The 12,022-nt window shown below is 71.4% G+C and carries 16 protein-coding genes; 6 read left to right on the forward strand and 10 right to left on the reverse strand.

Translation table 11 applies throughout. The features are described 5' to 3' along the window. Window positions 1-31: 31 nt before the first annotated feature. On the reverse strand, window positions 32-205 hold the full coding sequence (locus ACFV0T_RS41700; RefSeq protein WP_385790703.1) for a CsbD family protein: 174 nt from the start codon (window positions 203-205) through the stop codon (window positions 32-34). A gap of 87 nt (window positions 206-292) precedes the next feature. Beyond that, window positions 293-1,933, reverse strand: coding sequence for a phosphoglucomutase (alpha-D-glucose-1,6-bisphosphate-dependent) (pgm, locus tag ACFV0T_RS41705; RefSeq protein ID WP_385790705.1), 1,641 nt, complete (start codon window positions 1,931-1,933; stop codon window positions 293-295). A 164-nt stretch (window positions 1,934-2,097) separates the two neighbouring features. Here pgm and ACFV0T_RS41710 point away from each other — a divergent pair, with 164 nt between their 5' ends. Beyond that, window positions 2,098-2,913 carry a DUF427 domain-containing protein gene (locus ACFV0T_RS41710; RefSeq protein WP_385790707.1) on the forward strand — a complete coding sequence of 272 codons (816 nt, stop codon included), beginning with the start codon at window positions 2,098-2,100 and terminating at the stop codon, window positions 2,911-2,913. Between the two features lie 162 nt (window positions 2,914-3,075). On the opposite strand, the gene ACFV0T_RS41715 is transcribed toward ACFV0T_RS41710, so the two are convergent. From ACFV0T_RS41715 to ACFV0T_RS41725, 3 genes are read right to left on the reverse strand one after another with little or no spacing between them, the layout of a single operon-like run. Next, entirely contained in the window at window positions 3,076-3,891 is an 816-nt protein-coding gene (locus ACFV0T_RS41715; RefSeq protein WP_385790709.1) for an SAM-dependent methyltransferase, read from the reverse strand. Between the two features lie 59 nt (window positions 3,892-3,950). Continuing rightward, window positions 3,951-4,196, reverse strand: a complete 246-nt coding sequence (locus ACFV0T_RS41720) for a DUF397 domain-containing protein (protein ID WP_385790711.1) — start codon at window positions 4,194-4,196, stop codon at window positions 3,951-3,953. Between the two features lies 1 nt (window position 4,197). Continuing rightward, window positions 4,198-5,073, reverse strand: coding sequence for a helix-turn-helix domain-containing protein (locus ACFV0T_RS41725; protein ID WP_385790713.1), 876 nt, complete (start codon window positions 5,071-5,073; stop codon window positions 4,198-4,200). 458 nt (window positions 5,074-5,531) lie between these two features. Here ACFV0T_RS41725 and ACFV0T_RS41730 point away from each other — a divergent pair, with 458 nt between their 5' ends. From ACFV0T_RS41730 to ACFV0T_RS41740, 3 genes are read left to right on the forward strand one after another with little or no spacing between them, the layout of a single operon-like run. Beyond that, the gene (locus ACFV0T_RS41730; RefSeq protein WP_385790715.1) at window positions 5,532-5,954 is read left to right on the forward strand and encodes an ATP-binding protein; all 423 of its coding nucleotides are present in this window, start codon (window positions 5,532-5,534) and stop codon (window positions 5,952-5,954) included. Continuing rightward, window positions 5,932-6,375 (forward strand): hypothetical protein, encoded by a 444-nt coding sequence (locus ACFV0T_RS41735; protein ID WP_385790717.1) that lies wholly within the window; start codon window positions 5,932-5,934, stop codon window positions 6,373-6,375. The genes ACFV0T_RS41730 and ACFV0T_RS41735 overlap by 23 nt, the downstream gene beginning before the upstream one ends. Before the next feature lie 11 nt (window positions 6,376-6,386). Continuing rightward, window positions 6,387-6,674 carry a hypothetical protein gene (locus ACFV0T_RS41740; protein ID WP_385790719.1) on the forward strand — a complete coding sequence of 96 codons (288 nt, stop codon included), beginning with the start codon at window positions 6,387-6,389 and terminating at the stop codon, window positions 6,672-6,674. 48 nt (window positions 6,675-6,722) lie between these two features. On the opposite strand, the gene ACFV0T_RS41745 is transcribed toward ACFV0T_RS41740, so the two are convergent. Then, complete coding sequence (locus ACFV0T_RS41745) at window positions 6,723-7,754, reverse strand: NAD-dependent epimerase/dehydratase family protein (protein ID WP_385790721.1); 1,032 nt, start codon at window positions 7,752-7,754, stop codon at window positions 6,723-6,725. A gap of 134 nt (window positions 7,755-7,888) precedes the next feature. Here ACFV0T_RS41745 and ACFV0T_RS41750 point away from each other — a divergent pair, with 134 nt between their 5' ends. Beyond that, entirely contained in the window at window positions 7,889-8,455 is a 567-nt protein-coding gene (locus ACFV0T_RS41750; protein WP_385790732.1) for a TetR/AcrR family transcriptional regulator, read from the forward strand. Between the two features lie 284 nt (window positions 8,456-8,739). On the opposite strand, the gene ACFV0T_RS41755 is transcribed toward ACFV0T_RS41750, so the two are convergent. Then, entirely contained in the window at window positions 8,740-9,273 is a 534-nt protein-coding gene (locus ACFV0T_RS41755) for a TetR/AcrR family transcriptional regulator (protein WP_385790723.1), read from the reverse strand. A gap of 162 nt (window positions 9,274-9,435) precedes the next feature. Between ACFV0T_RS41755 and ACFV0T_RS41760 the strand changes: the two genes are divergently transcribed. Then, complete coding sequence (locus ACFV0T_RS41760) at window positions 9,436-10,227, forward strand: alpha/beta fold hydrolase (protein WP_385790725.1); 792 nt, start codon at window positions 9,436-9,438, stop codon at window positions 10,225-10,227. 25 nt (window positions 10,228-10,252) lie between these two features. Here ACFV0T_RS41760 and ACFV0T_RS41765 read toward each other — a convergent pair whose 3' ends face one another. The 3 genes from ACFV0T_RS41765 to ACFV0T_RS41775 form a co-directional block, all read right to left on the reverse strand. Then, complete coding sequence (locus tag ACFV0T_RS41765) at window positions 10,253-10,930, reverse strand: class F sortase (protein ID WP_385790727.1); 678 nt, start codon at window positions 10,928-10,930, stop codon at window positions 10,253-10,255. Window positions 10,931-11,044: 114 nt separating this feature from the next. After that, complete coding sequence (locus ACFV0T_RS41770) at window positions 11,045-11,596, reverse strand: hypothetical protein (protein ID WP_385790729.1); 552 nt, start codon at window positions 11,594-11,596, stop codon at window positions 11,045-11,047. Window positions 11,597-11,734: 138 nt separating this feature from the next. Continuing rightward, window positions 11,735-12,022 (reverse strand): hypothetical protein (locus tag ACFV0T_RS41775; protein WP_385790730.1); only part of this gene is annotated, 288 nt, incomplete at its 5' end.

Consider the following 12,022-nt stretch of genomic DNA (forward strand, 5'->3'; position numbering starts at 1 on the left):
GGTCGGGCCCCGCCGCACGCCGGAGCGCTCCTCAGTGCTTGAACGCGTCCTTGGTCTTCTCCTTCGCCTGACGGGCGTCTCCCTTGGCCCGCTCGGCGCGCCCCTCGACGGTCATCGACTCGTTGCCCACCGTGCGGCCGACCGACTCCTTCGCCTTGCCCTTGAGCTGTTCCTTCTTCGCCTTGGCCTTCTGGTCTCGCGCCACTGTCGCTCACTCCAAACGGCTGTCGACATGCGCTTCCACTCGACGGGTGACCCTTGTTCCAGGGCCTAAACGCCGACCGCGCTCGGGTCAGCCGCCCAGCGCCGCCAGCACCACGACCTTGGCCTCGTCCTGGACCTGGCCGAGGTGGTCGGGGCCGAGGAACGACTCCGCGTAGATCTTGTAGACGTCCTCGGTGCCCGATGGTCGGGCCGCGAACCAGGCGTTGGCGGTGGTCACCTTGATTCCGCCGATGGCCGCGCCGTTGCCGGGGGCCTGGGTGAGCACCGAGGTGACCGGCTCCCCGGCCAGGGTGTCCGCGCGGACCTGCGCCGGGGACAGCTTGCCGAGCAGTGCCTTCTCCTCCCGGGTCGCGGGGGCGTCGATGCGCGCGTAGGCCGGTTCACCGAAGCGGGCGGTCAGCGCCGCGTAGTGCTCGGACGGGGTCTTCCCGGTGACCGCGGCGATCTCGGAGGCGAGCAGGGCCAGGATGATGCCGTCCTTGTCGGTGGTCCACACCGAGCCGTCCCGACGCAGGAAGGACGCGCCGGCCGACTCCTCGCCGCCGAAGCCGAGCGACCCGCCGGCCAGTCCGTCGACGAACCACTTGAACCCGACGGGCACCTCGAACAGTTGACGGCCGAGATCGGCGGCGACGCGGTCGATCATCCCGGACGACACCAGCGTCTTGCCGACCCCGGCGTCGGCGGGCCATCGCTCACGGTGGGAGTAGAGGTAGGAGATCGCGACGGCGAGGTAGTGGTTGGGGTTCATCAGCCCGGCGTCCGGTGTCACGACCCCGTGCCGGTCGGCGTCGGCGTCGTTGCCCGTGGCGATGTCGAACCGGTCGCGCTGCTCGATGAGCGAAGCCATCGCGTACGGCGACGAGCAGTCCATACGGATCTTGCCGTCCCAGTCCAGCGTCATGAACCGCCAGGTCGGGTCGGTGAGCGGGTTGACCACGGTCAGGTCGATCCCGTGCTGCTCGGCGATGCGGCCCCAGTAGGCGACCGAGGCGCCGCCCAGCGGGTCGGCGCCGATGCGCACGCCGGCCGCGCGGATCGCGTCCAGGTCCAGCACGCTCGGCAGATCGGCGACATAGGTGCCGAGGAAGTCGTAGCGACCGGTGCCGGGGGCGGCGAGTGCCCGCGGGTAGGGGACGCGCCGTACGTCCTTGAGACCGGCGGTGATGATCTCGTTGGCCCGGTCCTGGATCCAGGAGGTGGCGTCGGAGCCGGCCGGGCCGCCGCTCGGCGGGTTGTACTTGAAGCCGCCGTCGGCCGGCGGGTTGTGCGAGGGGGTGACGACGACCCCGTCCGCGAGGCCGGAGGTACGGCCCCGGTTGTGGGTGAGGATGGCGTGCGACACCGCCGGCGTGGGCGTGTAGCCGTCCGCGCTGTCGATGAGCACCGTCACGTCGTTGGCCGCGAACACCTCGAGGGCGGTGACCCTGGCGGGTTCCGACAGGGCGTGGGTGTCGGCGCCCAGGAAGAGGGGGCCGTCGGTGCCCTGGGAGGCGCGGTACTCACAGATGGCCTGGCTGGTGGCGGCGATGTGGTCCTCGTTGAACGCCGTGGCCAGGGAGGATCCGCGGTGTCCCGAGGTGCCGAACGCGACGCGTTGTCCCGGGTCGGCCGGGTCGGGGTGCAGGGCGTAGTACGCCGTGACCAGCCGGGCGACGTCGATGAGGTCCTCGGGTCCGGCCGGCTTGCCCGCTCGCTCGTGCGGCATCTGCCCGTTCCTCCGTATCGGTTGACCATGGGTTACGGGTCTCATCTTCCCCCCGTACGGCGGTGGTCCGCGAGTGCCGCACCGGCCTCGGACGGCTCGCGCCGCGGGGCCGTGCCAGTGTGGGAGCGTGGCGGAGGACGCCGCGAAGTGAAGGAGAGCCGGTCATGAGTACGTTCCGCACCGCGCAGGCTGTCAGGACGACCCCCGAGGGCCTGCTGTGGGAGCCGGGTGAACGCTGGGTCCGCGGCCGCAAGGGCGACGTCACCGTCGTCGACAGCCGGCACCCCGTCCTCGTCTGGGAACCCGAACTGCCCGTACCGACCTACGCCTTCCCCCGCGAGGAGGTCCGCGAGGACCTGCTGCGCCCGGCGAAGAATCCCGCGACGGGCCGGCACACCGGATCACAGATCTTCTACGACCTCGAAGTGGGCGGCGAACTGCTGGAGAACGCCGCCTGGACCTATCCCGCCGCCGACCTGGCCGGCCATGTGGCCTTCGAGTGGTTCAGCCGGTCGGGCCGCGGCCTCGACCACTGGTACGAGGAGGAGGAAGAGATCTTCATCCACCCGCGCGACCCGCACAAGCGGGTGGACGCGCTGCCGAGCAGTCGGCATGTCCAGGTCGAGATCGACGGCACGGTCGTCGCGGACACCCACCGTCCGGTGCTGCTGTTCGAGACCGGTCTTCCGGTGCGCTACTACCTCCCGCGCGAGGACGTCCGCCTCGACCTGTTCGACCCCACCGAGCACGGCACCGGCTGCCCCTACAAGGGGACGGCCGAGTACTGGTCGTGGCGTTCCGACGGCGACGTACCGCCGAACCTCCTCTGGAGCTACCCGGAGCCGCTGCCCGCGGTGGCGGCGGTCGCGGGACTCCTCGCCTTCTTCGACGAGGCGGTCGACATCACGGTGGACGGGGAGCGCCTGGAGCGTCCGGTCACCCCGTTCACGGCGGGTCTCGGCGCGCGTCCGTCGGCGTAGCGCGAAAGGGCCGCGCCGAAGGCCGCGCCCGGCCGGGTCGGGAGACTCGGCCGGGCACCGTCGCACGCGTGGGGAACGACGGTCAGGACAGCACCGCGCACAGGCCCGGGCCCGTTCCCCACAGGGGAGGGCCCGGACCCGTGTGCGATCACGTCCCGTGAGTCACGGCTTGCGGGCGACCGCCCCGTACATCGCGATGTCCTCGTCGCGGATGTTCTGTTCGCCGGTGCCGTCCGGGTGCCACTTGTGGACCTGGACGATGCCGGGTCCGACCAGCTCCAGGCCCTCGAAGAACTCCTCGGCCTCGGGCAGCGTCCGCAGCCGCATCGGCATGTTGCGGGCCGCGTACTCGCGGGCGACCCGGCCCACCTCCTCCGGCGCGAACTCGGCGGTACCGATGGACATCGCCAGATAGCTCCCCGAGGGGAGCGGCTCCAGCAGCCGCCGGACGATGCCCACGGCGTCGTCCTCGTCCAGCATGAAGTGCACGATGGCGATCACCGTGAGCGCGACCGGCCGGCCGAGGTCGAGGGTCTCGCGGAACTCGGGGGCGCCCAGAATGGCCTCGGGGTCGCGGAAGTCCGCCTCGATGTACGCCGTCCGGCCCTCGGCGGTGCTGCTCAGCAGCCCCTGGGAGAGCGTGAGGACGATGGGGTCGTTGTCGACGTAGACGACACGCGACTCGGGCGCCACCTGCTGGGCTATCTCGTGCAGGTTGGGCGACGTGGGGATGCCGGTGCCGACGTCGAGGAACTGGCGGATGCCCGCCTCCGCCGCCAGGTAGCGCGTGGCGCGGTTCATGAAGTCGCGGTTGGCGCGCATGTGGACCGGCAGGGCCGGCCACTCCCGGGCCATGGCGTCCCCGGCCTCCTGGTCGGCCGGGTAGTAGTCCTTGCCTCCGATGATGTAGTCGTAGATGCGGGCCGAGTGCGCGCTCTCGGTGTCGATACGGTCGGCAGGCCATCCGTTGTCGGGCAACGCCGCTCCTTCTGGTCAGGTGGTCGAGGCTGGGGGAAGGCTTCGGGTGATCAGGGGCGTCAGGGCGTGCTCAGGAGGAAGTCGGCGGCACCCGACTTCACGCCGGTCAGGAAGTCCGACATCGCGTGCGGGGTGAAGACCAGGGCCGGTCCTTCGGGGTCGGTCGACTGACGCAGCGCGACCCGGCCGTCGGTGAGTCTGCGCGCCTCCACACAGGCACCACCGGCGTCGTCGCTCCACGGCTTCGACCAGCCGCGCGCGCCCAGTTCCCGGGAAGGTATGCCGTTGCGTACGGGGTGCTGCACGTCAGAGCTCCTTGCGGATCGCGCCGAGGACGGCCTCGGTCTTCCTGGCCGGGGCCGCCTGGGCGCCCAGCCGGTCCAGCGCCTCGCGGTAGACCACGACGTCGTCGGTCTTGTCGAGGTAGACGGCGCCCACCATGCCGTTGAGGTAGACGATGTCGGGCAGTTCACGCGCCCGGAACCGGAACAGGTGGAACGCGCCCGCCCGCATGGCCGGATGTGGGCCGTTACGGAACGGCATGATCTGGACGGTCACGTGGGGCAGCGCGTTGACCTCGATCAGATGGTCGATCTGTGCGCGCATCACGGCGGCTCCGCCGACCGGCCACCTCAGCACCGTCTCGTCCATCACGACCCACACCCGTGGCGGCGCCTTCCGCGAGAGCACGTCCTGTCGGCGCATGCGCAGCGCGACCCGCCTCTCCGTCGCCTCCTGCGGGGCGTGCGGATTGCCCGCGCCGAGCAGGGCGCGCGCGTACTCCTCGGTCTGCAACAGGCCGTGCACGAACTGGTTCTCGTAGGCGCGGATCTGCAACGCGGCCTGTTCCAGGCTCAGATAGGCGGCGAACCAGTCCGGCATGACGTCGCGGAACGTGTGCCACCAGCCGCGCTTGTTCGCCTCGCGGACCGACTTCAGGAAGGTCTCGATCTCCTGCGGGTCCGTCAGACCGTATGTCTGGAGCAGTTTCTCGACGTCCGCCAGTCGCAGCCGGGCCACCTTGGCGGCTTCCATCCGGCGGATCGTGGAGTGACTGACCCCGATGGCCGCGCCCGCCTGCTCGTACGTCAGACCGGCCCGGTTGCGCAGCTCCTCCAGTTGTCTGCCCAGGATCATGCGCAGGACGGAAGGGGCACCGCCCCAGTCGGTCTCCGCGGTCACGCCGTACCCCTTCGTCAGAGCTCCGAGGTCACAGTCTCGCAGTCCTTGCCATCCGCGGACGCGTTCGATCATTTGTTGACGGAAGCAGCATGCACGTGACTACTTGCAATTTTCAACTTGCGAGTTGCGAGGCGCCGTTGGCACCTGCCAGAGTGAACCCACTGCTCCGGTTGTTCTCGAACGATCGGACGGTGCAACCCAGTTGGGGGAGTTGGTGCTGCGATGCGACACCAGGCGAAAGGTGTACGGCCATGGTTCCGCCCTCCCTCCCCCAGCCTCTGAACCGACTGTCCGGGTCGAGTACGGCGTGTACTCGACCGCCCGGAGGCGAGCGCGCGGGTCGACTCCCCGGGCCGCAAGGCCCCGACCCGCTCGCCTCCGGGGACCGGCCGCCGCGCCGGACCCAGGCGTTCACCCTGCCGGCCACCCCCGCCTCGGTCGGCCTGGCCCGCAGGAACGTGCGCGAGCTGCTGAGCGCGTGGGACACCGACGACGACACCTGTGACGACGCCGTCGCCGTGGTCTCCGAACTCGTCACCAACGCGGTCACGCACACGGGCAGCGCCCGGATCACCTGCCGGCTGCGCGCGGTCCCCGGCCGGATCCACCTGGAGGTCGAGGACGAGAGCCACGGTGCCGGGCACCCGGCTCCCCGGCAGCCCCACCCCGACGACCAGGGCGGGCGCGGGCTCCTGCTGGTCGCCGCGCTGAGCGGGGACTGGGGCGTCCGCGACACCGCGGACCGGACCGGTCGCATCGTCTGGGCCGAGCTGCTCACGCCGGACACCGGCACCTCCCCCATACCCCCGCACGGCACCACCCGGCCCATCCCCCACTCGGCCGAAGGACCCCTCCCGTATGAACCGACGGCACATCCCTGATCTGCCCGCACCGCACGCCCTGCCACCTCTGGACGACCGTCCCGACCGCCTGGTGATCCCGGCCCGGCTGCCCGCCGACCTCGGCTACGACGCCGTCGGCACCTCCCGGGAGCACGGCGAGCGCATCATGGACTGCCTGCCGCGGGTCGGCTGTGTCTTCGCGGACGACCTGCGCTGGTGGTGGATCGTCCCGGCCGGGTCCGACATCGGCGTCACCTGGCCGCCGTGCACCTCCTACGCGGTCGGCGCGCACCTGGCCGACCCGTCCTGGACGAGCACGCGCCCGAAACCCGGCCCGGAGGGTCCCCGTCTGATCCACGCGCCCCGCTCCGGCGCGCCGTACACGCCCCCGATACCCCTGTACTTCCTCGCCTGCCGTCTCTCCGGCAGTGTCCCGCGCTGGTCGCTGAACGCCGGGTAGGGTCGGGCGCCGTGACGATACGACTGTGTGTACTGCTGTGGGCGCGGCCGGGCGCGACCGAGCACCTGGCCGCCTACGAGGACAAGGTCCTGGCGCTGCTGAGCGAACACGGCGGCCGCATCGTGCGGCGCGCCCGCACCGACGGCCTGGATCCGGCCCCGACCGAGATCCAGTTGATCGAGTTCGCCTCGCGGGCCGGCTACGACGGCTATCTGGCCGACGAGCGCCGCACCGCCCTGGCCGCCGAGCGCGACGCGGCCGTCGCCCGCACGGACATCCATCCCGTCACGTTCGTCTGAGCGGTGCGCACGGTCCGCCGTGCGAGCGGTACGCGCGGTCCACGGCCGTCACCGCGCCTCGACGGCTCCGTGGTCGATCAGGCTGCGCGCGCAGTCGAGCACCGTCTGCCGGGCGGGGCGCCGCTGCCAGCCGAGGACCCGGGCGGCCTTCTCGGTGCTGTGGCGGTTGCGGCGGCCGAGCGCGGGGATGATGTCGCGCAGCTGCGGATCGCCGAACCGGGCCGCGAGGCGCACCACCACGTCCGGTACCTGACGGGTGGGCACCCGCTCGCCGTCGGCGCCGAGGCCGACGCGCAGGATGCGCGCCATGTCCGCCATCCACATGAACTCGCCCGTGGCCAGGAAGCGTTCGCCCGCGGCGTCCGGTGAGGTCATCGCCCGGATGTGGACGTCGACGAGGTCGCGTACGTCGACGACCTCCAGCCCGATCCTCGGCAGGCCGCGCAGCTTCCCCGAGACCATGCGGCCGATGATGCCGACGGACCCGATGGTGTCCGCCGCGAGAACGGGGCCGAACACCGCGCCCGGGAGCACGGTGGTCAGCTCGGTCGGACCGTCGTGACCGGCCACGAAGTCCCAGGCCGCGCGTTCGGCGAGGGTCTTGGAGCGGCGGTAGGGGATCAGGGTCGGGTCGTCCGGATCGGTCCACAGAGTCTCGTCGGTGACGCCTTCCGTGGCGTACGACGAGGGACTCGCGGCGTTCGCGGCCGACGTCATCACCACGCGCCGTACGCCTGCCGCCGACGCGGCGCGCAGGACGCGCAGGGCGCCGTCGCGGGCGGGGGCGACCAGGGAGTCCGGGTCGTTCGGGTCTGCTCCGCCGAGCGGGGAGGCGACGTGCAGCACACGGTCGACGCCCTTGAGCGCGGCGTCCCAGCCCTCGTCGGCGGTGAGGTCGGCGACGGCGAAGCCCAGCCGGCCGGCCGGGTCGACGACCGTGGACACGGCGTCGACGACCGCCTGCTCCCGGTCCGGAGCGCGCACGGTCGTGCGCACGTGGTAGCCGCGTCGCAGGAGTTCGGCTACGCACCAGCCGGCGATGTAGCCGCTGCCTCCGGTGACCAGAATCTGTTCGGGCATGGCTGCTGTCCTCCGCAAGGGGTGGGGTGGGTGTGGGAGAATGAAACGGAGGGCCCTCCGGTACCAGTCAACGTACCGGAGGCCCCTCCGGTTAGCAACTCGCACTGGACGGACGACTGACACCCGTGAACTCGCTGCCTCCGAAGCCGACCCGCAAGGACGCCCTCCACAACCGGGAGCGGATCCTGACCGTCGCCCGAGCGGCGCTCGCCGCCTCCAGCACCGCGTCCCTCACGGCGATCGCCAAGGAGGCCGGGGTCGGCATCGGTACCCTCTACCGCCACTTCCCCACCCGGGAAGCCCTGATCATCGAGCTGTACCGGCACGACATCCAGCACCTCATCGACCTCTCCCCCACGCTCCTCGACGCACACCCGCCGATGGAGGCGCTCCGGCTCTGGTTCGACGAGGTCGCCCGCTACGGACAGCTGAAGTACGGCGTCGCCGAGGTCATCCACGCGGCGTCCGACGGAGGCCTCGACGAGGAGTACTACACCCCGTTCCTCGGCGCCATCGGCGTCCTCCTGGACGCCGGGGCCGCCGAGGGTTCGCTCAAGCCCGGCCTCGACCCGGAGGACGTCCTCCTGCAGCTCAGCGTGTTGTGGCGGATCGACCCGGCGCGCGACGGCGAGGCCAGGGCGGCCCGGATCCTCACCCTCGTCATCGACGGCCTGCGAACGGTCCCCCCGGCGTCCGGCTGAACCGATCCCGCCCCGCTTGGGGGCGATACCTCAGCACCGGAGGACCAGCCCTGTACGCCCTCGCCGAGTTGTGACGAGACCGGCGCACGGAACTGGAGGAGGGCCTCGAAGGGGACCGCTCCTCGCGCGCCGTGTTGGCGCAGACGTTCTGGACGGGTCTCCAGACGCTTCGAATTGTGCCTCGGCAAGCCTGCGAGAGGTCGAGGCCTACGTCTGCCCTCGTCGACCGTGTTCGAGCGGTGGTCGTCGTCCGGCCCAGCCGCTTGGCCCGATCGGCGACTCCGTCACTTCGGCCCGTAATACAGCCGCAGGAAGTCCTCCATCGCCGCGTTGACGCCGTCGCGGTCACCGGTGGCGAGCAGATCGAGCAGCAGACCGCGGACGGTGGCGAGTCCCAGCCTCGCGCGGTTCCGGGCCGCGGCGGGGTCCACCCCTGTGGCGACCTCGGCGGCCACGAGCGGCTCCAGCCAGTCGTTCACGAGCCCTTCGAGGACCGGTGTAGCCTCGGGACGGCCTCGCAGCGCCTGCCCGTGGATTTCGAAGAAGAGCCGCTCCTGACCGGCCAGTCGAGGGTCCGTCAGGTGCTGCCGGAGGAGACGCGCAGCATCGACGGGCGAGAGACCGGGTTCCAGCCGCAGCCGGGACAGCAGATCGCGCTGGCGCTGCTCCGACGTCCGGACGATCTCGACGAACAGGCGCTCCTTGGATCCGAAATAGTGGATCAGCATGCGGTGACTGACGCCGATCGCGGCGCCCAGGCCGCGCAGGCTCAGGTCCGCGATGCCGTGTGCCGCGACGTGGTCGACAGCCGCGTTCACCAATCGAGCTCGCCGGTCCGCGTCCTTGCCGGGCCGCGAGCGATGTCTGCCGCCTCGGAAGGGTCATCGCCTGGCTGCTGACGGGCACCGACCGATGAGTTCCGCGGCGCAACCAGGTCCATCCCTGTGACGATCTCAAGAAGCTGACGAAGGGTGACGCGAGTGAGCCACGCCGAAGTGGGCGGACTGACCCTCTACTTCGAGGAGCACGGCTCGGGGCCGGGCGAGCCGCTCGTGCTGCTGCACGGCGGGATCGGCGCGGGCGAGATGTTCGCGCCCCTGCTGCCCGCGCTGGCCGAGGGGCGGCGGGTGATCCTGGTCGATCTCCAGGCACACGGACGCACCGCGGACATCGACCGGCCGCTGCGGTTCGAGCTGATGGCCGACGACATGGCCGCCCTCATCCGGCACCTCGGCCTGGAGCGGGCGGACCTCATGGGCTACTCGGTCGGGGCCGGCGTCGCCCTGCGCACCGCCGTCCAGCACCCGGACCTCGTCCGCCGTCTCGTGGTCCTGTCCACCCCGGCCCGGCGCGACGGCTGGTTCCCCGAGGTCCTCGCGCAGATGGACGCGATGAGTGCGGCGATCGCCGAGCCGATGAAGCAGTCCCCGCTGTACGAGCTGTACGCGCGCCTAGCGCCACGGGTCGAGGACTGGCCGGTGCTGGTCGGCAAGGTCGCCGAGCTCAACCGGCAGGACTACGACTGGACGGACGAGATCACCAAGATCACGGCACCGGTGCTGCTGGTGTTCGCCGACGGCGACGCGATCCGGCCGGCGCACATCTGGGAGTTCTACGCCCTGCTCGGCGGCGGGCTGAGCGACCCCGGCTGGGACCCGTCCACGCGGTCGGCGGCGCGGCTGGCCATCGTGCCGGGAGCCACCCACTACGACGTCCTGGCCTCGCCCCTCGTCGCGGCGACGGTCACCCCTTTCCTGGACGCCCCCGCCTGACCCGGCGGCGAGCGCACCCCGTGGGTCAGACGAGGTGGGCGAAGACCACGAGGTTCTCGGTGTAGTCCTTCGCGGTGTGGTCGTAGTTCCCCGCGCAGGTGATCAGGCGAACCTGGGCCTGCGGGGTGTCGGCGTAGACCCGCTCGTTGGGAAAGTCGTCCTTCGCGAACGCCTCGACGTCGTCGACCACGAACGACGCGGTGCGTCCGTCGGCCCGGGTGACGTCGAACTTGTCGCCCTTCTCCAGTTCGGCGAGCTGCACGAACACGGCCGCGGACGTCGCCGTGTCGACGTGCCCGGCGATGATCGCGGTGCCCGTCTCTCCGGGGGACGCCCCGTTGGCGTACCAGCCGACGAGGTTCACGTCGTCGGCGTTCGGGGCCTGCAACTGACCCGCAGGGCCGATGATGAGGTCACTGAAGGGGGCGTCGACGGAGATCTTGGGGATGAGCAGACGCTCCGGTCTGGCTCTCGGCAGATGCTTGCCCACCGGGTGCGCGGCCGACGAGGCCGACGCGCCGGCCTGCGTGGTGCGCGGCGGGTAGGCGGGAGAGGCGGGACCGGTCGACTTGCCCCGGCCGCCGACCAGGATCATGGCCAGCAGCAGGAACGCCATACCCCACACCCAGGTACTGGTCGAACGGGTTCCCTCCCCGGACGTCGCCGCGTGGTCTGCGGCGGGGGAAGGAGGACGGGCTGCCATCGGGCACCACCTCATTACGGCTCGGCAGCTGAGCGGGAACGGCAGGCGGACAGCAGTCCGGGCCGCCAGGGAGTGCAGCCGGCGGCGACCCGGCCGCTGTCGCGTCGGGCGTGGTCAGCCCGTGCCGTCGGCCGCCTTCTTGCGTCGCAAGGCGTACACGCCGGTCGCGGCGATGCCCAGGACGGCCACCCCGCCGGTGGTGACGCCCGGTCCGGCCAGCGCGCCCCCTCCGGTGTGCACGCCGCCGCTGGGCCTGCCTCCCTCGTCGTCGTCGTCGCTGTCGCTGTCGCTGTCCTCGTCGTTGTCGTTGTCGTTCTTGTAGGTCTCCGGGTCGTGCTTGGGATCCAGCGTGGAAGTCCAGTCGTCGTCGCCGATCACGGCTGCCAGCGCACCGCCACCGGTGTGAACTCCTCCGCGCGGCGAGTCGTAGTCGCCGTCGTCGTCCTGTTCGTTGCTGTAGGACGAGTCTTGGCCACTGTCCTTGTCGTGCTCCTTGTCGGAGGAGGAGTCGCTGTCGCTGTCGCTGTCGCTGTCGCTGTCGTGTTCCGTGCTGTACGAGGAGTCGTCGCTGTCCCGGTCCTCGCCGACCGCCTGAGCGCCGGGTGCGGCGATCGCGAGGGCGGCCGTGGCGGCTGCCGTGGCGAACAGCATGCGGGCAGATCGCATGTGAACGGTCCTTCCGTCGCGGCCGGGCAGCTGGTGCTTGGTCAGCTGAAGTGACCCGACCTTGACGTGATCTACCGTCAGTCACGGCGTTCGATCCCACCATCCGGGACGCTCAGTCGGGTTACCCGGCCGCCGCCCTCACGCGCACCCGGCCGGCTCCGGCGTGTCGTCGGACCCACCTTGGTCAGAGGCGCCCTCGTCGGCCGTCGCGGCCCGCGGGAGTCCGGCCGCCGGTGCCCGGACCCGGGCGTGGTCGGCGGCGGTGAAGGACGGGGTCGGCGTGGCGATCTGACGGTCGGCCCCGGCGGCGCACAGATCGGTGAGCCGCCGGCCGAGCGGGGTGAGTCCGGCCGGGACGCCCCTGATGTCGGGCCCGTCCCCCCTGCTCCCCTCTCGCCCCGGTGTCGAGCGCGCCGGATCCGCCGT

This window comes from Streptomyces sp. NPDC059582 (genome assembly GCF_042735715.1).
GTDB lineage: Bacteria > Actinomycetota > Actinomycetes > Streptomycetales > Streptomycetaceae > Streptomyces.

Bases quoted from the DNA above. Each gene is read 5' to 3' on its own strand.
- ACFV0T_RS41710 (WP_385790707.1), top strand. From the start codon at position 2,098: ATGAGTACGTTCCGCACCGCGCAGGCTGTCAGGACGACCCCCGAGGGC.
- ACFV0T_RS41735 (WP_385790717.1), top strand. From the start codon at position 5,932: ATGAACCGACGGCACATCCCTGATCTGCCCGCACCGCACGCCCTGCCA.
- ACFV0T_RS41770 (WP_385790729.1), bottom strand. From the start codon at position 11,596: ATGCGATCTGCCCGCATGCTGTTCGCCACGGCAGCCGCCACGGCCGCC.
- ACFV0T_RS41745 (WP_385790721.1), bottom strand. From the start codon at position 7,754: ATGCCCGAACAGATTCTGGTCACCGGAGGCAGCGGCTACATCGCCGGC.
- pgm (WP_385790705.1), bottom strand. From the start codon at position 1,933: ATGCCGCACGAGCGAGCGGGCAAGCCGGCCGGACCCGAGGACCTCATC.
- ACFV0T_RS41765 (WP_385790727.1), bottom strand. From the start codon at position 10,930: ATGGCAGCCCGTCCTCCTTCCCCCGCCGCAGACCACGCGGCGACGTCC.